Genomic DNA, 23,876 nt, shown 5'->3' on the forward strand with positions numbered 1-23,876 from the left:
GTTCAGGGGAATGCACATGCGGATCCTAACCGGGATCGTGGTCATCTCGCAAACAGTGCGAACTGCCGACTCGCTAGAGAGGTTTTGTGGATGTTGAGGTGCAGTCATGTGTTGTGCCGGGTCGACGACATTCGATCCACTGTGGAAGAGTTCACCGGACTCGGTTTTTCGGTGGCGTGGGGCAGTGCCCCTGAGAAAGCGCGCAACGCGCTCGTCTGGTTCGAAGAGGGCCCCTTTCTTGAATTCTTCGAATTCCCGTCCGCGCTGCGCGCGCTGCGGTGGCCGGTCGCCGCTTCGTTCGGCAGGGGAATGGGGGACCGGCTCGCGAAGTGGGCTTCCGGCGACGACGGCTGGCGTGACGTCGCGCTCGAAACCGACGACACCGGCCTGGCCCGCGTCCGTGAGACACTGCGCGCCGCCGGGGTGCCGGTCTCCCGGATCTTCCGCAACGGCCGCGTCCGGCCGGACGGCAGGCGGGTCCGCTACCAGCTCGTCGCGCCACGACCGGCCACGCTGCCGTTCGTGGTCTCCGCATACGACCCGCCCCAGCGCCCGGCCTCGATCACCCATGCCAACGGCGCCACCGGTGTCACCGCCGTGCACTACGGCGTGCGGCCAGAGCACCGCGACGGTTACGACCGGCTGATCGGCGACGACCCGTGGCTGCGCCCGCGGACCGCCGTGGTGACCGGCGTGCTCGAAGTGGAGCTCGCCGGACTGACCGCCCCGCTCGATCCCGCGCTCGTCCGCGGCGTCGCGCTCGTCCCCGCCCGCTCGACGCAGCATCAGGAGAACCAGCAGTGACCACTTCGAAGACGGACACCGCGGCCGACCTCGTCGCCACCCTCACCGAGACCGGCGTGACGCTGTGGGCGGAAGGCGATCGCCTGCGCTACCGCGCGCCGAAGGGGGTGCTGACCCCGGAGCTGCTCGCACGGCTCAAGGCGGCGAAGGAAGCGGTGCTGGAGCTGCTGCGCGCCGAACGCGTCGAGCTGACCGCCGACGACGAAGGCCGGTTCGAGCCGTTCCCGCTCACCGATGTCCAGACCGCCTATCTCGTCGGCCGTCATGACGCGTTCGGCTTCGGCGGTGTGGCGTGCCATGTCTACGTCGAAGTGAGCTATGCCGAACTGGACGCCGAACGGCTGACCACCGCGTGGAACCGGCTGATCGCCCGGCACGACATGCTGCGCGCGGTGATTTCCGCGGACGGCGTCCAGCGCGTGCTCCCCGAGGTACCGCGCTACGACGTCCTCGTGACGGACCTGACCGGCGCCGATCGCGCGACCGTGACCGCGTCGCTGGAATCCGTGCGCGCCGAACTCGGCCACCACGTCTACGACCCGGCCCGCTGGCCGCTGTTCGACCTGCGCGCCACCCGCACCGACGAGCACGCGGTACTGCACGTCTCGCTGGACTTCCTGATCGCCGACTGGGCCAGCATCGCACTCGTGCTGGGCGAGCTGGAGGCGCTGCACACCGCGCCGGACCGGGAACTGCCCGAGCTGGGCATGCGCTTCCGCGACTACGTGCTCGCCGAGCGGCGCCTGCGCGAAACCGGCCGCTACCGGCGCGATCGGGACTACTGGGCCGCCCGCCTCGACTCACTGCCCGTCGCGCCCGACCTGCCCTTGGACCGCCGCGAGCAGCCACCTTCGTTCTCCCGCAGGCAACTGCGGCTCGACGAGGACCAGTGGGCCGCGTTCGTCCGGCGCACCAAGACCCGTGGCCTCACCCCGTCTTCGGCCGTGCTTTCGGCCTACGCCGCGGTGCTCGCCCGCTGGGCGCGGTCGCCGCGGTTCAGCCTCAACCTCACCGTGCTCAACCGGCTCGACCTGCACCCCGGCGTGCACGACGTGGTCGGCGACTTCACCTCGGTGAACCTGCTGGAGGTCGACTGGACCGCCGAAGGCACGTTCACCGACCGGGCGCGCGCCGTTGGCGACCGCCTCTTCGCCGATCTCGACCACCGGCTGCACTCCGGCGTCGAGGTGATCCGGGACCTGGCGCGCAGGCGTGGCAGGGACGACGCGCTGATGCCGATCGTGTTCACCAGCGCCATCGGTATCGGCCGCGGCGGCGGGGCCGCGGCCGGCCGGTTCGACGGCTTCGGCATCACCCAGACGCCGCAGGTCTTCCTCGACTGCCAGGCGATGGACGACGACGGCGGCTTGCGGGTCAACTGGGACGTCCGCGAAGGCGTCTTCCCGGATGGGCTGGTCGACGACATGTTCGCCGCGTTCGAGGCAGTGCTCACCGGGCTCGCCGATGATGACGCGGCCTGGGAGGCGGAGCGCGCCGTGGCACTGCCCGCGTGGCAGGCCGAGGAACGCCGCCGTGCCAACGACACCACCGCCCCGGTGCCGGATTTCCTCTTGCACCAGCCGGTTTTCGAACAGGCGTCGCGCACACCCGACCGGTTGGCGGTCGTCGACCGCCACGGGGCCACGACCTACGGCGAGCTCGCGGGTCGCGCGGTCGCGGTCGCGCGGGCGCTGCGCGAGAGCGGGCATGCCGGGGGCGAGGTCGTCGCGATCGTGATGGACAAGGGTGTCGAGCAGGTCGCGGGTGCGCTCGGAGTGCTGCTGGCAGGCGGGGCGTACCTGCCGGTCGACACCACACAACCGCCGCTGCGGCGGAACGCGATCCTGCGCGACTCGGGCGTCCGGCACGTGCTGACCCAGTCGTGGGCCGACGGGGTGGACGGGATCGCGGTGGACCGGCTCGCCCCGGCCGGGACCGTCGAGCCGATCAGCGGCGATCCCGATGCCCCCGCTTACGTCATGCACACCTCGGGTTCGACGGGTAAGCCGAAGGGCGTGGTGATCAGCCACCGCGCCGCCGCCAACACCATCGCGGACGTGACGGCCAAGTTCGGCGTGACCGGTGAGGACCGCGTGCTCGGCGTCGCCGCGCTCGGCTTCGACCTCTCGGCCTACGACATCTTCGGGGTGCTCGCGTGCGGTGGCGCACTCGTCCTGCCCGATCCCGCGCGGGGCGCCGACCCGTCGCACTGGGCGGATCTGGTCGCCCGGCACGGCGTGACGCTGTGGAACTCCGTGCCCGCCCTGATGCGGATGCTGGTGGCCTACCTGGACGGGGAGGGCGGCCGCGCACTGCCGTCGTTGCGGCTCGGGCTGCTCTCCGGCGACTGGATCCCGACCACGCTGCCAGCCGAGACCGCCGCGCGGCTACCGGGAATGGAGCTGGTCAGCCTCGGTGGCGCCACCGAGGCGTCGATCTGGTCCAACTTCCACCGCGTCGACGGTGTTCCCGAAGGGTGGCCCAGCATCCCCTACGGAAAGCCGTTGGCCAACCAGGGTTTCCGGGTGCTCGATGAGTCCTATCAGGACTGTCCGGTATGGACGCCGGGTGAACTGTTCATCACCGGTTCCGGACTGGCCGACGGTTACCTCGGCGACGAGGGGACGACCGCGCACCGGTTCCTCGCACACCCGGCTGACGGGCAGCGGATGTACCGGACCGGCGATCTCGCCCGGTACCGGCCAGGCGGTGACGTCGAGTTCCTCGGCCGCACCGACGCCCAGGTCAAGGTGCGCGGGCATCGCGTCGAACTGGGCGAGATCGAGGCCGCGCTGCTGGCGCACCCCGCCGTCGCGAGCGCGGGTGTGGTGCTGGCCGACGGGGCGCTGTTCGCCGCCGTGGCGCCCGCGCGCGTCGAACCGGCCGTGCTCGACCCGCGGTTTGCCCGGCTCGTGACCAAGGCGGCAGGGGACGACCCGGACCGCGGTGCCGTCGCGATCGCGCACCGCGTCGCCGTCGGCTCCGATCGTCCGGTGCGGGTCCTCGCGCTGACCCCCGTCCACGGATTGGCCGACATCCTCGCCGGATTGGAGGTCACGCTGGTGGAGGCCGAACTCGAGGTGGACATCGATTACCGGGCGCAGGGTTTCGCGCCCAACTCCGCGGACGTCCTCATCGCACCGGCGGCGCACGACGTGCTCGCCGAACTCGTCGCGCCCGGCGGCTGGCTCGTGATCACCGGAACGGGCGCGCTGGAAAGCGCCGAGCTGGCGCTGCCCGGTGTCAGCGCGACGCGGGTCAAGACCGACCGCGCGGTCGTCACCTCCGACGAGCTGGCCGCGTTCCTGCGCGAACGGCTGCCGGAGCACATGGTGCCGCCGGTGGTGCAGCTCGTGGACGCGGTGCCGCTCACCGCGAACGGCAAGGTGGACCGCCGCTCGCTGAGCGGGTGGAAGCCCGTGGCGGGAACGGGCGCCGAGGTCGCCGACGCGCCGGCCGATCCGCTGGAAGAGGCCCTCACCGCGATCTGGGCCCATGCCTTGCGGGTGCCGTCGCTCGGCCGTCACGACAACTTCTTCTCCTTGGGTGCGGACTCGCTGATCATGGCCCGCACGGCGGGCAGACTGCGGGAACACCTGCCAGAGGTCGCGCCGGTGCCGTTCGACACGCTGCTGCGGAAGATGCTCAACGAGCCGACGATCGCCGCGCTCGCCGAATTCCTGCGGGCCAAGGCGCGCCCGGAGCCGGTCGCCGCGAACGGCGGCAACGCCGCGCTGGTGCCGTTCAGCACCGGCGACGGCCCGGTGCGGGTGCTCTTCCACGCCGGCCTCGGCACCATGGAGTGCTTCCGGCCGCTGGCCGCGGAACTCGTCGCGCAGGATCTCGGACCGGTGCTGGGCGTCGCGATCGCCGATACGGACAGCTACCGCGCCATCGCACCGTCCGAAGTGGTCGGCAGGCTCGCGGACGACTACACCGAACGGCTCATCGCGGCCGGGCACACCCGGTTCCAGCTCATCGGCTACTGCCTCGGCGGCATGTTCGCCACCGAGGTCGCCCGCAGGCTCGGCGAGCGCGGGATGCAGGTCGAGGACTTGGTGCTGGTGAGCAGCCACCTCGTCTCGTTCGACATCGAGGACGATCTCATGTTCGAGGCGCTGTTCGTGCCCAACCTCGGCATCTCGCTCGACCAGATCGGCTTCGGCGCCATCGACCCGAACGATGTCGCTGAGGCGTTTCCCTTGCTGGTCGAAGAAAACGACGGCCGGGTGCCCGACGGTGCGCTGGCAGGGCTCGACGGTGCGGCGGGCGAGTTCTTCGCCAGGCTCGGCGCACTGAGCCAGGAAGCGCGCTTCGACCGCTACGCCGAGACCGCGTCGCGCATCGCGGGCCAGGCGGTCGTGCCCGAGCTGGCACTGGGCATGTTCCGGGTGTTCAAGCACAGCTTCCAGTCCGCGCGGTTCGTTCCGCCCGCGTACTTCGGCGACATGCGGTTCCTCGTGCCCACCGGCCCGTCGACGTTCGCGCCCGGTCTCACCGAGCAGATGCTCGCGTTCTGGCACGACGTCTGCGCCGGCGAGTTCACCGTGTCCGAAGTGGATGGTGACCACTTCTCCTGTATGACCGATCCGATCGTCCGCCAGGTGGCGGACGGTATCGCGGCGCCGCTGCGGGAAGGAAACCGATGAGCGACAACGGCGTTGGCCTGCGCCCGGTGAAAGAACTGGTGGCATTGTCACCGGGGGTGAAGGCCCGGCTCGGCCGGGCGCTCGCGCTCGGTGCGCTCGGCGGCGCTGGCGCCGTCGCCGGGTACGTGTGCGTGGCGATGGCGGTCGGCGAGCTGTTCACCGCCGACCGGTCGGCGGGTGTGCTCGCCTGGTGGGCCGGTGGCGCGTTCGGATGCCTCATCGTGTCCCTCGCGGCGCGCTGGCTCGCCGAGCAGGTCGCCCACCGGGCGAGCTACGACCTGGAAGTGGTGCTGCGGACCGAACTCGCCGACGCGCTCGCCGCGATGCCGCTCGGCGTGGTCTGGCGAACCGGCGCCGGGCGGATCAAGAAGATCGTGCAGGACGACGTGGCCGCGCTGCACAACGTCGTCGCCGACGCCGTGCCGTTCTTCGGCGCGGTGGCCGCGCAGCCGATCGCCGCGCTGCTCGCGCTCGGCGTCGTGCAGTGGAAGCTGCTGCTGGTCGCACTGCTCGTGCTGCCGGTGGCCACGGTGTCGTTCTCGCTGATGGCCCGCGACCACACCGCCCAGCGCGCCCGCTACAACCAGGCGGCCGAGGACGTCACCACCGCGGTCGTCGAGTTCGTGCAGGGCATGCCCGTGGTGCGCACGTTCGACGACGGCCGCACCTCGTTCCGCCGCTTCGGGGCCGCCGTCACCGCGTTCACCGATGCGGTCGGCGCGTGGACCGCGACCAGCCGCCGCGCGTCCGCGTTCAACCAGCTTGTCATCGTGCCACTGCCGACGCTGCTGGTGCTCGCCGCCACGAGCGTGCCGATGCTGGCCGCCGGCTGGATCGAGCCCGGCGAGCTGGTGCTGGGGCTGCTGATCGGCGCGATGCCGATCGAATCGATCTCCCCGCTGATGCACCTCACCAACTATGTCAACGACTCGAAGGCGGGCGCGGTCCGCGTGAGCGAACTGCTCGCCGAGCCGCCGTTGCCCGAACCCGAGTACCCGCGTGAGCCGCAGGGGGCCTCGGTGTCGCTGCGCGGCGTCACCTTCCGCTACACCGAAGGCCGTGGCGCGCCCGTGCTCGACGACGTGACGATCGACGTGCCGGAGGGCACGGTCTGCGCGCTCGTCGGCCCGTCCGGCTCCGGCAAGTCCACGGTCGCCAGGCTGATCCCGAGGTTCCACGACGTCGACTCCGGTGCCGTGCTGGTCGGCGGGGTCGACGTCCGCGAGATGGCGAGCGAGGTCCTGCTCCGGCACGTCGCGCTGGTGTTCCAGGACCCGTTCCTGGTCTCCGGCACGGTCGCGGAGAACATCCGGCTCGCCCGCGCGGACGCCACCGACGACGAGATCATCGCCGTCGCGAAGGCAGCCGCCGTGCACGATTTCGTCGTGGGGGAGCTGTCCGACGGCTACCAGACCCAGGTCGGCGAGCGCGGCGGCAAGCTCTCCGGCGGCCAGCGCCAGCGGATCACCATCGCCCGCGCGATGCTGTCCGACGCACCCGTAGTGGTGCTGGACGAGGCGACCGCGTTCGCCGATCCGGAAAGCGAGTCGGCGATCCACGAAGCGGTCGCCCGGCTCACCGCCGGCCGGACGGTCATCGTGATCGCGCACCGGCTGGCCACCATCACCGGCGTCGACCAGATCGTCGTGCTCGACGGCGGCCGGGTCGTCGAACGCGGCAGGCACGCCGACCTGGTCACCTCGGGCGGCCGGTACTCGAAGCTGTGGGCCCGCCACGAGCAAGCCGCGAGCTGGGGTCTCGCAGGCAACCGCGTGCAGGAGGTGATCGCATGAAGCGCATCCGAAGGCTGATGATGCTGGCCGCCGGGCCGTACGCGCCGCAATTCCGTGCCACCCTGCGGATTTCGGTGGTCGCTTCGCTGGTGCAGGCGCTCGCGTACGCGTCGTTCATCCCGTTGCTGGCCGCACTCGCCGCGGACCCGATCGACACCGGCGCCGCGTGGACGTGGGTCGGCGTGCTCGCCGCGCTGGTCGTGGCCGAGGCGCTGCTTCGGTTGAGGGAGAGCGCGTTCACCTACGACTACTGGCACCTGGTCACCGGCGACACCCGGACGCGGCTGGGGGAGCGGTTGCGATCGATGCCCCAGCAGGAACTGGCCCGCCGTGCCGCGGGCGACCTGACCACGGTCGTCGGCTCGAACGTCACCAGCGCCGCCACGGGCATCTCGTCGTTCTCCACGCTGTTCGTCCGGCTTGTCGCCGTGCCCGCGCTGCTCGGCGTGGTGATCATCGCGGTCGACTGGCGCCTTGGACTGGTGCTCGCCGTCTCCGTGCTGGTGTCCGTGCCGTTGCTGCGCAGGCTGCGAACCCTGTCGAACGAGGGATTCCGCCGCGTCGACGCGGCGAACGCGGGCATGGCGGACCGGATCGTCGAGTACGTGCAAGGCCTTCCGGTGTTCAAGGCGACCGGTCAGGCAGGCGCGGGCTCGGCACGGCTCGCCGAAGTGTTCGCCCACCAGCACGAGGCCAACGCGGAGTCGAACCGATCCGCCTCGATCCCCGTCGCCGCACTGCAGTTCCTCGTGCAGGCCGCGATGGTCGCGCTCGTCGCGCTGGGCGCCGCGCTCGTGCTGGACGCGCGCCTCACCGTGCCCCTGCTGCTCGCGGTGGTCGTGGCGGCGGCCCGGTTCGCCGAACCGCTCGGCGCCGCGGTCACCATGACCAAGCTGTTCGAGATGTCCGAGGCGGCACTGACCAGGATCAGCGAAGTGCTCGGCGCCGGTGCGCTGCCGGTGCGCCCCGGCGGCCGCGCGCCCGAGTCGTTCGGCATCACCTTCACCGGCGTCGGTTTCACTTACGACGGCCGCACCGAGCCGGTGCTGGAAGATGTCTCGTTCGAGGTTCCCGAACGCGGTCTCACCGCGCTGGTGGGGCCGTCCGGTTCGGGCAAGACGACCGTCACCCGGCTCATGACCCGGTTCGCCGACCCGCGAACCGGCGTAGTGCGCTTGGGCGGCGTCGACGTTTCGACGCTCACCCAGGAAGAGTTGATGCGCCACATAGCCGTCGTCTTCCAGGACGTCTACCTGTTCGACGACACCATCCTCGCCAACATCGCGATGGGCAGGCCGGAAGCCACCCACGAGGAGATCCTCGCCGCCGCGCGCGCCGCCAACGTGCACACCTTCGCCGAGCGGTTACCCGACGGATATGAAACGAGGGTGGGCGAGATCGGCTCGGCGTTGTCCGGAGGCGAGCGCCAGCGCATCTCGATCGCCCGCGCGATACTGAAGGATGCCCCGGTCGTGCTTCTCGACGAGCCGACCGCGGCACTCGACACGGAGTCCGAAGTCGTGGTGCAGCAGGCCATCGACAGCCTGGTGACCGGCAGGACGGTCGTGGTGATCGCGCACCGGCTGTCCACTGTGGTCGGTGCGGACCAGATCCTGGTGTTCGAGAACGGTCGCGTCGTGCAACGCGGCACGCACACCGACCTGCTCGGGCAAGACGGCCGATACGGCGACATGTGGCGGGCGCAGACCAGGGTCAAGGACTGGCGGCTCACTCGGGAACCGTCGCCGAGCTGACCGCCTCGCACCGAAAGCCGCTTCATCCCGGTGATCTCATCTCCACCGGAACTCCGGCCGGTGTGGGCATGGGGCGCAACGGGCGACGCGGGGTAGCCGCACGTTCCGGGAGCGCCTCGGCTACCGGGGACCTCCCTGCGGAGGTGGGGTCGAGAGCCATGGGCGGTCGCTCCTGGTCAATAGGAGGGCGGGTGGTACGGAAGCGTCGGCGACAACAGGGTGAGCAGGCCCAGGACGATGGGCAGGAGGGTCACGAGGTAGATGAACGTGTAGCCGACGATGTCTCGTGCCTTGAGGGAAAGCACGCCGAGGAGCGGAAGCATCCAGAACGGGTTGATCAGGTTCGGCAGCGCCTCGGCGGCGTTGTAGATCTGAACGGTCCAGCCGAGGTTGACGTTCGCGTCGTTCGCGGCCTGCATCACGTAGGGCGCTTCGATGATCCATTTGCCACCGCCGGAGGGGATGAGGAAGCCGAGAACGACGGAGTAGGCGCCGATGAGCAGCGGGAAGGTGGTGGTGTTGCCCGCGGAGGTGAACAGCGAGGCGAGGTGGTGGGAGATGGCGATGCCGGAGCCGTCGGTGGCCTTGGTCAGGATGGCCGCGATCCCGGCGTAGAAGGGAAACTGGATGAGGACGCCGCCGGTGGCCGGTACCGCTTTGGTGACCGCGGCAAGGAACCGGCGGGGCCGCCAGTGCAGAAGCATTCCGAGGCTGAGGAACAGCAGGTTGTAGGTGTTGAGGCCCGAGATGGCGACGATCGGGTCCTTGGCGGCGAATTCCTGGATCGCCCACCCGCCGACCAGTGCGACGACGAGGATGGTCAACAGCGGGCTGTACTCGAGCCATTCGCCGGGGCGCGAGCGCGGCACGTCGTTCTCGACCGGGTCGCGCGGATCGATGCCGAGGTCGGCGGCGGTGCGTGCGGCGGTGGCGCGGGGGGCGGTCAGGAACGCGACGGCGACGCACACCGCGATGACGACAGCGGCGACGACCAGGGACTGCCAGGTGAAAATGGTGTCGCGGAACGGGATCACTCCGGTGATCGGGAGCAGTGACTTCGGGATGCTGGCGGGGTTCGCCTGGAGCTGCGCGGACGAGGAGCTGAGGCCGAGCGCCCAGCTTCCGCCCAGACCCAGGTAGGCCGCTGCCGACGCGGCCCGGTAGTCCATTCGCAACCCGCTGCGCTCGGCCAGCCGACGGACCAGCAGTGCGCTGAAGATGAGGCTGAAGCCCCAGTTCAGCAGCGCGGACAACAGGCTCACGGTGGCGACCATGGCGATCGCGGCGCGCGGATCACGGGGCACTTGGGCGAGGCGGGTGATCGCCCGCTGGACCGGGCGGGCGGTGGCGACGACATAGCCGCCGATGGCGACCATGGCCATCTGCATGGTGAAGGGGATGAGGTCCCAGAAACCGTTACCGAACACCGAAGCGACCTTGGCGGGCGAGGAACCGATCGCCAGCGCGGCGACGGCGACCACCGCGACGGTGAGCAGGGCGAAGACGAGGGTGTTGGGAAACCACTTCTCCGACCAGGCCGCGCTGCGGGTGGCGAAGCGGGCGAGACGACCGCGCGGTGGCTCGGCGGCGAACTGCGAATCGGGCACAGACATGCGGACTTCCCTGCGGTCAACCGGAGTGGTGGAGGGTGTGCTGGTGGACGAGCGCTGCGGCGGTCAGGTCGGCCAGTGCTGTGCCGACTGCTTTGAACACGGTGATCTCGTGGTCACTTCGACGGCCGGGAGCTTCTCCACGGCAGAGCTGGGGCAAGGTGGCGGCCACGGCGTCACGGGTGATGACGCCGGCCGCGAGCGGCTGGGTGAGGTCGCCGGATTCGTCGAGCGCGATGTCGCTGTCGATGTACAGGACGCCGCGCGTCAGGCAGGTGTCGTCCGCTTCGCGCATGTCCGGGCGGAAGCTGCCGACGAGATCGAGGTGTGTTCCGGGGCGCAGCAGCTCACCTCGGATGATCGGGCTGGTGGCGAGCGTGGCGCAGGAGACCACATCCGCGTCGGGCACCGCGGCGTCGAGGTCGTCGGCCACGTGAGCGTCCATTCCGGACTCCCGCAGCCTGGTGACGAGAAGCTGCGCGGATTCCCGGCGCTGGTCGTGGACGAGCACAGTGGTGATACCGAGGACCGCGGCGTGTGCGGCGGCGGCGAGTGAGCCGATGTGCCCGGCGCCGACGACGAGGTGGGTTCGACTGCCGGGGCGGGCGAGATACGACGACGCCAGCGCCGCGGTGGCGACCGTGCGCCGCCGGGTCAGTTCGTTCCCGTCGATGACCGCGAGGTGTTCGCCGGTGTCCGCGCTGGCCAGGATGTAGGCCGAGGACAGGGCCGGGCGGCCGTGCCCGCTGTTCTCGGGGAAGACGTTGACGAGCTTGACACCCAGCAACCCGCCTGCCCGCCACGAAGGCATCAGGAGCAAGGTCGAGCCGGCGATCTCGTCGATCTGGTGGTGGTGGCGCGGCGGAGTGGTGGCGCCGCGGGCGAAGCCCTCGCGGAGCGCGGGGATCAAAGCGTCGAACGGCAGCGCGTTCGCGGTTTCGTCGGCGGAGACGATATGCACGTCGGTCCTTTCGGGATCAGGCGTCGAGCACGACATCGGACGTGGGCATGGACTGGCAGGTGAGGCAGTGGTCGTCGGGAAGGTCGTCAGCGGGAGCGACGAGGTGGGCGACCGTGCCGTCGAGCACCCGGACCGCACAGCTCTCGCACTGGCCGAGGCGGCATCCGCTGGGCAGTGACAGACCTGATCGCTCCGCCACCTGCAGAAGGGTGCCGTCGGCTTTGCGCCACGCCACGTCGCGGCCCGAGCGGGCGAACCGGACGGTCGCGGTGGCGTCGTCGGGGATGTGCACCGGTAGGGGGGCGGCGTGGAACTTCTCGGCGAAGATGTCGAATCGGGGCACGCCGCGCGCGACCAGCCCGGTGATGGTCTCTTCGATCATGTTCTCGGGGCCGCACAGGTAGAAACGCGCTCGACGGTCGATCAAGGCGGCGTCGACCCCGGCGGCTGACACCCGCCCGAGCACGTCGTACCGGTCGTCTGCGGCGGGACGGCTGTAGTGGTCGATCACGCGCAGGGAAGGCAGTCGCGCGGTGAGAGCGGCGATCCGGTCGTGGAACGGGTGGTGCGCACTGTCCCGGCTGCCGTAGTGGAGCACGACGTCGGGGGCGGCGGACGGGACGAGAGCGAGTGTTTCGAGATGGCTGAGAAAGGGGGTGATCCCGATGCCCGCGGCCAGTAGCACGATCGGTCGAGAGTGGACGGTGGGAACCGTGAAGCCGCCGGCGGGAGGGGTGACGAGTATCCGGGTGCCGTGGCGGAGGCGTTCGTGGACGGTGGGGGAGAACCGGCCATCGGGCACTCGGCGCACCGCGATCGCATAGCTGGTCTGGGACGGCGGTGAGGCGGGTCCGGTCAGGGAGTAGCTGCGGGTGACGTCGGGACGGTCGGGCCAGGCGACGGTGATGTGCTGCCCGGCGCGGAAGGCAGGCAGCGGCCGGCCATCGGCCGGCCGCAGCCGCACCGCCAGTACCTCTTCGGTTTCGAGGTCGCAGTGGTCGACCAGGAATTCCCGCTGGGCACTCCAGGGTTCCACATCCTCCGGCTGGACGTCACAGGGCACCGAGCGCAACCCGACGGAGCCGCTGACCGGATCGCTGCTGTCGTCGCCGACCAGGAGGTTGTAGTTGGTGCCGCCCGAGCCGAGTGGATCCGAACCGGGCAGGCCGAGGTCGGCAGCCGGTTGCCACCAGCCGTACTCGGCGACGACGACGTCCTGGTGGAGGGCGGGGTCGATCCGCGCCCGCATCCGGACGGAGGCGCGAGGTGTGCTGATGCGTACCCAGTGGCCGTCGTCGATCCCGCGGGCTCGGGCGAGCTCGGTGCTCAGCTCCACGATCGGCTCTGGGAAGCGTTTGCGCAGCGAGGAGATGCCGTGGTGCTGGCTGTGGCAGAAGTAGCCGTTCTTCGCACAGGTGAGCACCAGCGGGTGGGCCACGTCCGGTGCGGGCGGGGTGACGGCGGGGACCGGGGATTGGCCGTGCTGAGCGAGAACTTCCGAGTACAGCTCGACCCGGCGAGTCGGGGTGGGGAACCCCGTGACAGTCCCGTCATCGAGTTCTCCGGCGTATTTGCGGTGGCGGACACGCAAGGGCAGATCGAGGCCCCCGGGACTTTCGCGCAGGTCGGCGACGGTGATGCCGAGCGGGGCGATCTGGTGGTTCCAGCCGTCCTCGATGCGTCCTTGGAAGAAGTCTTCCCCGTGCCCCAGCCGGGTGGCCAGATCGAACACGATCTCGGTGTCCGAACGGGACTCGCCCACCGGGGGGACCATCCGCGGTCGAAGCTGGACTCGCTCCTGAGCGGCGCGGGTGATCTCGAACCCGGCCTTGACGGCTTCGCGCTCCCAGGGCGTGCCGACCGGCAGGAGCAGGTCGGCGAAACGGGAGGTGGGGTTCTCGAACAGGTCGAGATGGACGGCGAAATCCAGGCTGCGCAAGGCTTCCGCCGTCCGGTGGGGATCTGGCTGGGACAGCAGGAGGTTCCCGCCGAAGGACACCAGCGCGCGCACGGAGTAGGGCTCGCCCGCCAGCACGGCACGGCAGAAGTCGCGCGCGTTGATCCAGCCCTGTGCCGGTGGCCCCAACGGAAAGCGGTCCAGTCCGACGGCTTTCGCACGCTGCGCCGCGTCCAGCTGTTCGGGAGAGGTGATCGGGTTGAGCGGGAGTTTGGGCAGGATCACGTTGCCGCCGGGGGCGTCATAGCTCCCCGTCAGCGCGTAGAGCGTGGCGATCGCGCGCTCGGTCTGGGTCGCGTTGGTGTGCTGCCCGATCCCGGACCAGGCCGCGTAGGACACCGACCGCGCCCCGGCCAGTTCCGCGGCGAACGCCTCGATGGCGCCGGGGGCGATCGTGGTGACCGCCGAAGTTCGGTCGAGAGGCCAGGCCGCGCAGGCGTCGGCGTAACGGTCGAAAGCGGGCACGCAGTCGACCACCCCGTTCCGAGTGGACACCCGGCGACGGCCTCGCAGAGCGAAACGGGTCACGCCGCGCGGCGGGCCTTCGGTCCCGAACGGTTCCGCCCGGCCGGAAACCTCGTCCCACACCACGTAGCCCGACAACTCCGGGTGCAGGTCCGCCGCCTGAAGAAACCGGCCGGTGTCGAGCCGGACCAGCAGCGGTGCGTTGGTCCACGACCGGACGAACTCTTCGTCGTGGCCGCGGCGGGCGAGTAGCCGTGCGGCCACGCCCAGCGCGAGCGCGCCGTCGGTCCCGGGCCGGACCCGGAGCCAGTGATCGGCCTGCGACGCGCTGGTCGACCGGCGGGGATCGACGACGGCGAGCCGTGCGCCCCGAGTCCGTGCCTGCGCGAGCGCCGCGGACTGTGCCAGCCAGGACTTCGCCGGGTTGTGGCCCCACAGCACAGCGAGGTCGGTGTTCGCGTAGTCCGGCACGGGCAGGCCGCTCCCGAACGTGAAGGCGTGCGCGAAATCCTTGTGCCAGTTGCAGATCTCGGTCGAGTAGAGCGTGTTCGGGCTGCCGAACAACCGGATGAACCGTTCGACCCAGTCGATGGAGTCCGACATCGGCGTGCCGCTCGGGGAGGTCACCGAGAACGCGACGGCCTCGGCGCCGTCGACCGCGCGGATCGTGCCGAGCCGCTCGGCGACCTCGGCCATGGCCTCGTCCCATCCGATCTCCCGCCAGCGCGGGTCGGGATCGGACTTGGGGGTGGTCCGCCGCAGGGGCCGGCGCAGCCGCTCGGGAGAGTGCACGAGCTCGGGTGCGGCCCTGCCCTTCGGGCACATCGCGGCACCGGTCGGATGATCAGGATCGGGCCGGACGCCGCGCAACGCGCCGGATTCGACCGTGTAGACCGCGCCACAGCGCGATCGGCACAACGTGCAGTAGCCCCGCACCTCAGTCATAAGGTACTCCTTAGTAACCGGCTACCGGTTACCGCTCACCGGTGACAAGTAAGATGCGTGAAGAAGGCGAGGAAGTCAAGGCCGAGTGTCGAAGGGGTGGGACTTGACCGAGGACGGAGCAGTCCGGCTGCAGCACACCAACCTGCGGGACCAAGTGCTCGAGGTGGTGCGGCAGGCGATGGTGTCCGGCGAGATACGGCCGGGGGACATCTATTCCGCGGCAGCGCTCGCGGCTCGGCTGGGGGTGTCCAGCAGCCCGGTGCGTGAAGCGATGTTGACGCTGGTCAACCAGGGGCTGATGGAGCCGGTGCGCAACCGCGGCTACCGGGTCGTGGCGATGAGCGAGCAGGATCTGGATGAGATCCACGAGCTCCGCCGGCTGCTAGAGGTTCCGGCCACGTTGTCCGCGGGGGCGAAGATCGAGCCCGGCGACCTGGACCGGCTCGGTGGTCTCGCCAGGAACATCGAGGTCGCGGCCGAGGCCGGGGACGTCGCCCGCTTCCTCGAGGCGGACCGGCGGTTCCACCTGGACCTGCTGGCACACGGCGGAAACCGGCGGCTGGTCGAAAGCATCGCCACCCTGCGCGATCAGACGCGCCTGTACGGCTTGGAAAAGCTGGCCGAAGGCGGTCGTCTCACCGAGGCGGCGGGAGAGCATCGGGAGATTCTGGCGGCGATCTCGGTGCGCGATTGGCCCCAGCTCGAAAACCTGATGCACACGCACCTGCGGCACACCCGCGCGGACTGGGCGGGCGGCTGACGCGCGCGAGGCGAAGTCACGTGAGCGGCGGCGGCCGTATTCGCCCAGTACGTCGAGGAGGACGTCATGGCCGAGCCCCGGCGCGCGTTCGGTCCGCCGCCGGCGCGTTCGCCCTACACTGTCCAGAAAGGACTTCGTGTTCCCGCGTCGGACGGTGCGCACCTGCTCACCGATGTCTATGCCCCTGCCGGGGATGTGCGGGGTACCGTCCTGATCCGCACCCCCTACGGCCGCGGCCTGTCGAATCCGCGCTCGCCCAGCCGGCCGGAAGCGAGGGGATCGGGGGCGACCACGGCCACTGAGCACGGCAGGCGGGTCAACGTCCTTTTCGGACTTCCGGTGCCCGGCCGCGGGTGCGAGTGGCTATTTCATGGCGGCGAGCTGGATCAGGTTTCCGCAGGTGTCGTCGAAGACGGCGGTGACCACCGGGCCCATGTCGATCGCGTCCTGGGTGAATTCGACGCCAAGCCCCTTGAGCCGCTCGACCTCGCTGTACACGTCGTCGACGGCGAACTGGGTGAACGGGATGCCGTCACTGGCCAACGCTTCCTTGAACGGGCGCGCCGCGGGGTGGCCGTCCGGCTCCAGCAGCAGCTCGACGCCGTCCGGGTTGGCGGGAGAGACCACGGTGAGCCAGCGGGCCTCGCCCGCGGGTTCGTCGGTCTTCTTGAGGAACCCCAGCTTCTCGGTGTAGAAGGCCAGTGCTTTGGCCTGGTCGTCGACGAACACGCTGGCGATGTTGATGCGGATCACGGATTCGGGTCCTCTCGGTCGATGGGCCACCGCTCGACGATGGAGCGCAGCGGGCTCGTGTCGATGTGGTGGAACTTGTACCGGCCCTGCCGCCGGGTGCGTATCAGGCCCGCCTGCTCGAGTACCGCGAGGTGCTGCGAGATGGCCTGGCGCGAGGAGGTCAGGCTGTGCTTCATGGTCAATCGGCCGCAGATCTCGAACAGCGTCTGACCGTCCTTTTCGGTCAGCTCGTCCAGGATCGTCCGTCGCGTCGCATCGCCGATGGCCTTGAACAGGTCGGGGTTCCCCTCCACGGGCATACGATAGGAAAGTCGCCACTTGCCTGTCAAGGCGGGAGGGCCGCGCCGGGATGGGACTCGCCCGGGATCAGCGGCGTTTTTCCGCTGTCATCAGGAATCCGTGTGGTTGTGCGTTGACCCGGTCGGAGTGCGGCAGGGCCTGGCCCGGTACCGGCCGCAGGTTCCAGCGAGACTGGACGGTGGCCAGCATCAGGACGGTTTCGGTGAGCGCGAGGTGTTCGCCGGGGCACCGGTGGGCGCCGATCCCGAAGGGAAGGTAGGAGCCGGCGCGGGCGTGCTCCCGGGTCGAGCCGAGGCGGCCGGGGTCGAAGCGCCCGGCGCCAGGGTGCAGGGTGGGGTCCCGGTGCAGGGCGTTCGGGCTGAACACCAGCTCCGCGCCGGCCGGAATGGCGACCTCGCCGAGGGTGACCGCGGTGCTGGCGCGCTGGGTCAGGAAGGTGACCGAGTGCAGCCGCAGCGTCTCCTCGATCATCCGGCGGGTGCAGGGGAGCGCGCGGAGGTCGGGATCTTCCTGTGCCGTGGCCGCGCCCAGTTCCCGGTCGAGCTGCTCGCTCGCCGCGGGATGCCGTGCGAGTTCGATGATCGCCCAGGCCAGCGTGCCGGCGACGGTGCCGATACCGGCCAGGAGGATGACCAGGATGTCGGCCCGGATGACGTCCTCGCGGGGCCGGTCATGGTCACTGCCGGTGATCAGGGCCGCCAGCGCGCCCCGCGGCTCCGGTGCGCGGCGCTGGTCGTCGATGAGCTTGTCCAGCAGTGTGGTGAGGTCGGCCATGGTCGCGGCGAAACGGCGGTTGGCCGGTACGGGCAGCGCGGTCAGCCAGGCGGGCAGCGCGGTTTCCAGTGCGAACCGGCGGGGCAGGATGGTGAGCGCGTGCCGCAGTGCGGCGAGTTCGTCGCCGGTGACCGGCGTGCCGAAGAGGAAGTCCAGCGTGCAGCCGATGGCGAGTTCTTCCATCTCCCGTCCGATGTCCAGCACCGAACCGTCCTGCCAGCGGTCGGTGTGCGCACGGGCGTGCCGGGTGATGGCGGGCGCGAATTCGCGGATGCCCTTCTGCCCGAACGTGGGGGTCAGCTTCTTCCGGACCGATCGGTGTGCCGCCCCCTCGCAGTGGAACCGGGACGCGGCGAGCGAGCGATCCACCACGTCGAAGAGCCGGCCCCGGTGGAAGACATCCGAGTCGAGGTTGATCTGGCGGATCAGCGCGGGATCGTTCACCAGATAGAACTCGAACGGGCCGACCCGCACCCGCAGCACCGGCTTCTTCGGGCGCATCGCTTCGAGGAATCGCTTGGGGTTGAGGAGAACCTGGAACGCGTTGCCGATCAGCGGAAGACGTCCCGGCGCGTCCGGTGCGGTCGTGGCGAACCTGGCGGGAAGGTCGGGCATGGTGGAACTGGGCTCCCAGCGTCGGCGATAGTGGCGTGGTCCCGGTTTGCGGGCGGCCTGTGCGATCGGATACGAGCCGGCCCCGCCGGTCGGCGATCACCGTCCTGGCGCGGTGCTCACCACCCGAGCCTCGATGAGACGGTAAGGCGTACCGGTGGGCGTCGCCGAATGGAAGACGAGTCCTGCCCGTTCGAGCAGGGCGACGAACTCCCGCTCGGAGCGCTCCCGGCCGCCGCTGAGCACGAACATCTGGAGGCTGCTCAGCGCCGTGTACCCCTCCTGTGCCCAGTCGTCGGTGAGCATTTCGACCAGGACTATCCGGGAGGCCGGTGCCGCGGCCTTCCGGATGGTGGTCAGCGCGGCCACGCAGTCGGGGTCGTCGAGCATGTGCAGCGTCGATCTGAGCAGGTAGACGTCCACTCCGGCGGGCGCCTCGCGGAGGACGTCCCCGGTCCTGATCTCGGTGCGTGCCGCCATCTCGCCGATGACCAGCGCCGCCAGCGGTGAGCGCACCGCGGCAGGCAGGTCGAACAGGATGCCGGCGAGCCCGGGGTTGCGGGCCAGCACCGCGACCAGCAACTCGCCCTGGCCGCCACCGATATCGGCGAGGGTGGTGGCCCCGGTCAGGTCGACCGTGGCGGCGATCATGTCGGTCAGCGCGCTGCCACGACCGCGGGTCACCGCGTTGTGGAAGGTGTCGGCCGCCGCTGGTGTTTCGGCGAGGTAGTCGAAGAACGGGCGCTGGTGTGCCAGCTCGAACGGGATGCCGTGGCCGCGCAGACCGTCGGCAAGGCGGCCCCAGGCCACGGCGATCCAGTCCGCGGTGATCCACCGTGCGCTGGGATCGCCACCGGTGCGGCGCAACGCCCTGGAGGCCGCGGTGTGCTCCACCAGGTCGTCGCCGACCCGGTGCACGATGCCCGCCTGGTGCAGTACAGCGACGAGTTGGGCGAGCCGGGCCGGGCCGGTCCCGGTTCGCTCGGCGAGCTCGGTGACGCGCATCGGGGTTTCCTCGAGCAGGTCCGGGATCTTCAGCGCCAGCGCGGCCTGCAGGGCGGCCCAGCCCGCCGCGGCGGTGACCAGAGCGAGCAGTTGGGTGTTCAGCTGCCCGGAGGCGGGCGAGGCGGGGAGGGGTGTTGCCCTGGTCATCGGCCCGCTCCGGGTACCTTGGCGAACTCCCAGGTCAGTCCGGTGCCCGCGGGCACCAGCTCACCGACGTCGCGTTCGGAGAACCCCCGCAGCGCTTCCGGCAGCCAGAGCTGCTCCCGTTCGGGCAGGGTGTAGGGGATCCAGGCGCTCATCGCCAGTTCCTCGTCCAGCCCGGTGCCGCTGGGCTGCGCCGTTCCCACTGTCTCGCTCGCGCTCGCGGCGTCCGCCAGCGCGGCGGCGGCGTCCGGGGCGGGGCCGTCGCCCGCCGAATGGTCGCTGACCAGCCCGACGTCACCGGAACCCCGGCCGCCGACCAGGGTGACGAACGCCTGCAGTTCCGACGCGGGGAACCCGGTGAGCTTCTTCGCCTGCCAGAAGTACGACTTCTCGTCCACGTGGGCGTTGTAGAAGAACACCAGGAACTCGTAGATCATCGCGTATTCCCGTTGATAGCGGGACTCGAACTCGCGGAAGGCGGCCTCTTCGGTCACCGATCCGGCCAGTGCGCTGTTGATCGACCGTGCGGCGAGCAGCCCGGAGTACGTGGCCAGGTGTACCCCGGAGGACATCACGGGGTCGACGAAGCAGGCCGCGTCGCCGACCAGCACCATGCCGGGCCACCAGAACCTGCTGCTGTAGTAGGAGTAGTCCTTGCGGACCCGGATCCGGCCGTAGGTGCCTTCGGTGATCAGCTCGGTGCCTGCCAGGTAGTCGCGCACCAGCGGGCACTCCGCGATCAGGCCGCGCAGCGCGCCTTCCCGGTCACCTCGCACCCGGTCCGCCCGGTCCGCCCGCACCACCGCGCCGACACTGGTGAGCTCGTCGGTCAGGGGGATGTACCAGAACCAGCCGCTGTCGAAGGCGATCGACAGGATGTTGCCCTGGTTGGGCGCGGGCGCCCGCTTCCCGCCCTTGAAATACCCGAAGAGGGCGATGTTGCGGAAGAAGTCGGAGTATTCGCGGCCGCCGCTCACCTGCTTGTGGATGCGGCTCTTGTTGCCGGACGCGTCCACGACGAAGGCTGCCGAAATCTCGTGTTCCCGGCCGCCGGCGTCGGTGTATCGGACGCCCCGCACCCGGTGCCCCTCGTCCTCCTGGCCTCCGACGGTCGAGGTCACCTGCGCGTTCTGCCGGACGTCGACTCCGCACCGCTGGGCGTTCTCCAGCAGGATCTGATCGAACTTCATCCGCTCGACCTGGAAGGAGTACGAGTTCGATTCGGGCACCTCGGGGTTGTCGCCGAACCTGAACGTCCACAGGTCCGGATTGGCGCCCCAGCGCAGGGTGGCCCCGAGCTTGACCTGAAAGCCCGCCCGCTGGACCTCCTCGGTGACCCCGAGCAGGCCGCAGATTCCGTGCACGGTGGGCGGCAGCAGGGATTCGCCGATCTGGTAGCGGGGGAAGACCTCCTTCTCCAGCAACAGGACCCGGTGTCCCTGCTTGGCCACCAGGGTGGCAACGGTGGACCCCGCCGGCCCGCCGCCGACCACCACGACGTCGAACTCTTCGGTCTCCGTACCCTGCATGCCCTCTCCCGCTGTCCGATTCCCGCTGTCCGATGGTTGTCCGAGATCGAAACAAGACCGACCGACGTTGTCCCACCGGCGGCCAACCGGCTTTCAACACCGCACAGTCTCGCCGAGCGGGCGGATCGGCGGGATCGGGTTTCTTCTACCGCCCGCCCATTCGGTGGTAACCGGTTCCGGCGCGAAGCGGAAATGTGCACGGAGTGGTCGTTCAGTGGCTCAGAAATGGAGAACGTTCGGTGCCGCGGGACGCACCGGCTTTTAGAGTCGTGCCGATGGCGGATGTGCTGTCCGCCTCGGCGGGAGGGTCGAACGGTGCTGGCAGATCGGGGCGGGCAACTGGCTTTTCTGACCGCCCGTGCGGTGGCTTCCGGGGCGGGGAACGGCCAGGTCGTGCTGGTGCGGGGCGCGGTTTCGCATGGCAAGACCGCTTTGTTGCGGAAATTCGCCGAGCAGCTCGCCGATTCGGGGACCCAATTCCTGAGCGCGAGTTGCGCCCGTGCCGAGAGCATGTTGCCGATGGGCGTCCTGAGCCAATTGTTCCACAGCGCGGCACTGCCCGCCGATCTCCGCGCGCGGGTCGGCGAACTGCTCGACCAGGGCGCGGCCATGGCGAGTCCGCACGGGATCGGTTCCGGCGCCATCGAGCCCGCGGCCACACAGGTCTTCACCGGCTTGCTCCGCGTGCTCTGGGAGCTGAGCGGCAGGCATCCGCTGCTGCTCGGCATCGACGACGTGGAGCACGCGGATGCCGCGTCCCTGCACTGCCTGCTTTTCCTGGCGCGCCGGCTGCGCAGCGCGCGCGTGCTGATCGTGCTCACCGAGACGCCGCGGATGCCGGCCAGGACCTCCCCGCCGCACGCCGAGTTCGGGCAGCTACCGAACGCGCACCTGCTGCGGCTCGCCCCGCTGGGCAGGCCGTCGGTCGAGGCACTCGTGGGGTCCGGTGCACCGGACCCTTACGCCGTCACCGGCGGTAATCCGGGCCTGGTGCGGGCGCTGCTGGATGATCTGGCAGGACAGGAGGAAGCCCCCGGCCGCGGCTATCGCCGTGCGGTCACCGGCTGCCTCGACCGCTGCGAGAGCGTGCTGTCCGAAGTGGCTTGTGGCCTGGCCGTGCTCGGCCCGCAGGCAGCCGCGACGACCATCGGCGGTCTGCTCGGCATGGACCCTGACGTGGTTGCCGACGCACTGGAGCTGCTGGAGGACGCCGGGCTGACCGAGGGGCAGGCGCTGCGGCACCCGGCCGTCGGACAGGCCGTCCTGGACGAGCTGCCGCCGCGTCGGCGGGAGGCCCTGCACCGGCGCGCCGCCCGGCTGCTGCAGGACCGCGGAGAACCCGCCATGCCGGTCGCCCGGCACCTGGTCGGCGCGAGTGGTTCGCCCGAAGACTGGAGTGTCGATGTCCTGGTGGAAGCCGCCGCGCACGCGCTGGTCACCGATCAGGTGGCGTTCGCGGTGGACTGCCTGAACCTGGCTTTGCGCCAGGTGCCGGACGGGCGGCGGCGGGTGAGCGTGCGGGCCAAGCTGGCGCGGGCGGAGTGGCAGCTCAACCCGTCCGCTGCCCTGCGCCACCTCGAACCGGTGCTCGACGGCATGCGGTCCGGCCTGCTCGATCCACGTGACGCGATCGCCACCGTTCGGCAACTGCTCTGGCACGGACGGGTCGATGACGCGGTCGAGGCGCTGAACTGGGTGCGGGGTGCCGACGCCGGCGGTGAGGTCGCCACGGAACTCCGGGACGCGGAGCTGTGGATGACCTCGCTCTACCCGTCGTTGGGCACTCGGCAGCATGTCTCACCGGAACCGCCGGTCGACCGGCCGGGCCCGCGGCCGTTCCGCGCCGACCCCTGGCTGCGTTCGGCCGCCGTACTGGCCGGAACCCTCTCGCGTGAAGAGCGGCAGAGCGGACCCGCCGGAGCGGAGCAGTTCCTCGGCCGGACCCAGCTCAGCCACACCACGCCGTGGTCGGAAGAGCCCGCCGTGCTCGCCCTGCTGGCCTTGGTGCACACCGATCGTGTCCCCTCGGCCGAGCGCTCGTGCGCCCGGCTGGCGGAGGAGTCGGCGGCACGGGGCGCGCCGACCTGGCAGGCGGCCTTCGCCGCCGTCGGCGCGCTGATCGCACTCCGGCAAGGAGATCTCGACACGGCCGCGGAGCGGGCACGCCTGGCCATGAAACTGATGTCGCCGAAGGCGTGGGGTGTCGGCGTCGGGTTCCCGCTCGGTTCCCTGATCCTGGCCGCCACCCTCGCCGGGCGCTACGACGAGGCGGGCAGCATGGTGACTCAGCCGGTACCGGACGCCCTGTTCCAAAGCAGGCACGGGCTGCACTACCTGCACGCGCGCGGTCAGTACTACCTCGCCACCGGCCGGTACCACGCGGCGCTCGCCGATTTCCTCGCCTGCGGCGAGCTCCAGCGAAGCTGGGGGCTGGACTTGCCGGGCTTGGTGCCGTGGCGGACCAGCGCCGCGGAGACCTGGCTTCGCCTGCAGAACCGTGACCGGGCCAAACGGCTCGTCTTCGACCAGCTCGCCAGGACCGGAGCCGGTGGTGGCAGGCCGAGGGCGCTGGCCCTGCGGGTGCTGGCGACGGCAGGGCAGGTCGACCGCAGGCCGCAGTTGCTGACCGAGGCGGTGGACATCCTGGAGGGCTGCGGGGACCGGTTCGAGCTCGCCCGCGCGCTGACCGACCTCGGCCGGGTCTACCACGCCCTCGGCGAACGACGGCGGGCCAGGATGACGGTCCGGCGGGCGTGGCACCTGGCCAAGGCCTGCGGGGCGGGCCCGCTCTGCCGGGAACTGCTCCCCGAACTCGGTGCCACCGATCTCACGGTGCCGTCCTCGGCGAACTCCGAGGGCATCGGTTCGCTCACCGGGGCCGAGCGCCGGGTCGCTTCGCTGGCGGTGGCCGGCTACACCAACCGTGAGATCGCCGCCAAGCTCTTCATCACGTCCAGCACCGTCGAGCAGCACCTCACCAGGGTTTTTCGCAAGCTGCACGTCAAGTACCGGCGGGACCTGCCAACGGACCTGCACGCCGACCTCGCCACCTCGGCCTGAG

14 protein-coding genes are annotated in these 23,876 nt (G+C 70.4%); 6 read left to right on the forward strand and 8 right to left on the reverse strand.

Annotation, left to right across the window (positions count from 1 at the left end; genetic code table 11):
- Positions 1 to 90: 90 nt before the first annotated feature.
- Genes ABD256_RS15865 through ABD256_RS15880 form a run of 4 tightly spaced genes read left to right on the forward strand, consistent with a single transcriptional unit; the run spans position 91 to position 9,000 of the window.
- A complete protein-coding gene (locus tag ABD256_RS15865; protein WP_344418376.1) occupies positions 91 to 804 on the forward strand; it encodes a VOC family protein in 714 nt (237 codons plus the stop codon).
- Positions 801 to 5,453 carry a non-ribosomal peptide synthetase gene (locus ABD256_RS15870; RefSeq protein WP_344418378.1) on the forward strand — a complete coding sequence of 1,551 codons (4,653 nt, stop codon included), beginning with the start codon at positions 801 to 803 and terminating at the stop codon, positions 5,451 to 5,453. The genes ABD256_RS15865 and ABD256_RS15870 overlap by 4 nt, the downstream gene beginning before the upstream one ends.
- A complete protein-coding gene (locus tag ABD256_RS15875; RefSeq protein WP_344418380.1) occupies positions 5,450 to 7,246 on the forward strand; it encodes an ABC transporter ATP-binding protein in 1,797 nt (598 codons plus the stop codon). The genes ABD256_RS15870 and ABD256_RS15875 overlap by 4 nt, the downstream gene beginning before the upstream one ends.
- On the forward strand, positions 7,243 to 9,000 hold the full coding sequence (locus ABD256_RS15880; protein ID WP_344418382.1) for an ABC transporter ATP-binding protein: 1,758 nt from the start codon (positions 7,243 to 7,245) through the stop codon (positions 8,998 to 9,000). Before ABD256_RS15875 ends, ABD256_RS15880 begins: the two co-directional genes overlap by 4 nt.
- A 176-nt stretch (positions 9,001 to 9,176) precedes the next feature.
- Here the strand turns inward: ABD256_RS15880 and ABD256_RS15885 are convergent, their stop codons facing one another.
- Genes ABD256_RS15885 through ABD256_RS15895 form a run of 3 tightly spaced genes read right to left on the reverse strand, consistent with a single transcriptional unit; the run spans position 9,177 to position 14,938 of the window.
- Entirely contained in the window at positions 9,177 to 10,613 is a 1,437-nt protein-coding gene (locus ABD256_RS15885; RefSeq protein WP_344418384.1) for a short-chain fatty acid transporter, read from the reverse strand.
- A gap of 16 nt (positions 10,614 to 10,629) precedes the next feature.
- Positions 10,630 to 11,571: a bifunctional Delta(1)-pyrroline-2-carboxylate/Delta(1)-piperideine-2-carboxylate reductase gene (gene lhpI, locus ABD256_RS15890; RefSeq protein ID WP_344418386.1), complete on the reverse strand. Its 942-nt coding sequence runs from the start codon at positions 11,569 to 11,571 to the stop codon at positions 10,630 to 10,632.
- Positions 11,572 to 11,587: 16 nt separating this feature from the next.
- Positions 11,588 to 14,938 carry a molybdopterin-dependent oxidoreductase gene (locus ABD256_RS15895; protein WP_344418388.1) on the reverse strand — a complete coding sequence of 1,117 codons (3,351 nt, stop codon included), beginning with the start codon at positions 14,936 to 14,938 and terminating at the stop codon, positions 11,588 to 11,590.
- 154 nt (positions 14,939 to 15,092) lie between these two features.
- Between ABD256_RS15895 and ABD256_RS15900 the strand changes: the two genes are divergently transcribed.
- Positions 15,093 to 15,698: a GntR family transcriptional regulator gene (locus tag ABD256_RS15900; protein WP_344418390.1), complete on the forward strand. Its 606-nt coding sequence runs from the start codon at positions 15,093 to 15,095 to the stop codon at positions 15,696 to 15,698.
- 363 nt (positions 15,699 to 16,061) lie between these two features.
- Here the strand turns inward: ABD256_RS15900 and ABD256_RS15905 are convergent, their stop codons facing one another.
- From ABD256_RS15905 to ABD256_RS15925, 5 genes are all read right to left on the reverse strand, one after another.
- On the reverse strand, positions 16,062 to 16,451 hold the full coding sequence (locus ABD256_RS15905; protein WP_344418392.1) for a VOC family protein: 390 nt from the start codon (positions 16,449 to 16,451) through the stop codon (positions 16,062 to 16,064).
- A complete protein-coding gene (locus ABD256_RS15910) occupies positions 16,448 to 16,744 on the reverse strand; it encodes an ArsR/SmtB family transcription factor (RefSeq protein ID WP_344418394.1) in 297 nt (98 codons plus the stop codon). Before ABD256_RS15910 ends, ABD256_RS15905 begins: the two co-directional genes overlap by 4 nt.
- Positions 16,745 to 16,817: 73 nt before the next feature.
- Positions 16,818 to 18,140 carry a cytochrome P450 gene (locus ABD256_RS15915; protein ID WP_344418396.1) on the reverse strand — a complete coding sequence of 441 codons (1,323 nt, stop codon included), beginning with the start codon at positions 18,138 to 18,140 and terminating at the stop codon, positions 16,818 to 16,820.
- 96 nt (positions 18,141 to 18,236) lie between these two features.
- Positions 18,237 to 19,289 carry a methyltransferase gene (locus ABD256_RS15920; RefSeq protein WP_344418398.1) on the reverse strand — a complete coding sequence of 351 codons (1,053 nt, stop codon included), beginning with the start codon at positions 19,287 to 19,289 and terminating at the stop codon, positions 18,237 to 18,239.
- Entirely contained in the window at positions 19,286 to 20,815 is a 1,530-nt protein-coding gene (locus ABD256_RS15925; RefSeq protein ID WP_344418400.1) for a tryptophan 7-halogenase, read from the reverse strand. Before ABD256_RS15925 ends, ABD256_RS15920 begins: the two co-directional genes overlap by 4 nt.
- A 315-nt stretch (positions 20,816 to 21,130) precedes the next feature.
- Between ABD256_RS15925 and ABD256_RS15930 the strand changes: the two genes are divergently transcribed.
- Entirely contained in the window at positions 21,131 to 23,875 is a 2,745-nt protein-coding gene (locus ABD256_RS15930; RefSeq protein WP_344418402.1) for a helix-turn-helix transcriptional regulator, read from the forward strand.
- Position 23,876: the final 1 nt, after the last annotated feature.

It is taken from the genome of Amycolatopsis minnesotensis (assembly GCF_039529815.1).
Classification (GTDB): domain Bacteria; phylum Actinomycetota; class Actinomycetes; order Mycobacteriales; family Pseudonocardiaceae; genus Amycolatopsis; species Amycolatopsis minnesotensis.

Bases quoted from the DNA above. Each gene is read 5' to 3' on its own strand.
- ABD256_RS15865 (WP_344418376.1), top strand. From the start codon at position 91: ATGTTGAGGTGCAGTCATGTGTTGTGCCGGGTCGACGACATTCGATCC.
- ABD256_RS15875 (WP_344418380.1), top strand. From the start codon at position 5,450: ATGAGCGACAACGGCGTTGGCCTGCGCCCGGTGAAAGAACTGGTGGCA.
- ABD256_RS15880 (WP_344418382.1), top strand. From the start codon at position 7,243: ATGAAGCGCATCCGAAGGCTGATGATGCTGGCCGCCGGGCCGTACGCG.
- ABD256_RS15885 (WP_344418384.1), bottom strand. From the start codon at position 10,613: ATGTCTGTGCCCGATTCGCAGTTCGCCGCCGAGCCACCGCGCGGTCGT.
- ABD256_RS15895 (WP_344418388.1), bottom strand. From the start codon at position 14,938: ATGACTGAGGTGCGGGGCTACTGCACGTTGTGCCGATCGCGCTGTGGC.
- ABD256_RS15915 (WP_344418396.1), bottom strand. From the start codon at position 18,140: ATGCCCGACCTTCCCGCCAGGTTCGCCACGACCGCACCGGACGCGCCG.
- ABD256_RS15920 (WP_344418398.1), bottom strand. From the start codon at position 19,289: ATGACCAGGGCAACACCCCTCCCCGCCTCGCCCGCCTCCGGGCAGCTG.
- ABD256_RS15925 (WP_344418400.1), bottom strand. From the start codon at position 20,815: ATGCAGGGTACGGAGACCGAAGAGTTCGACGTCGTGGTGGTCGGCGGC.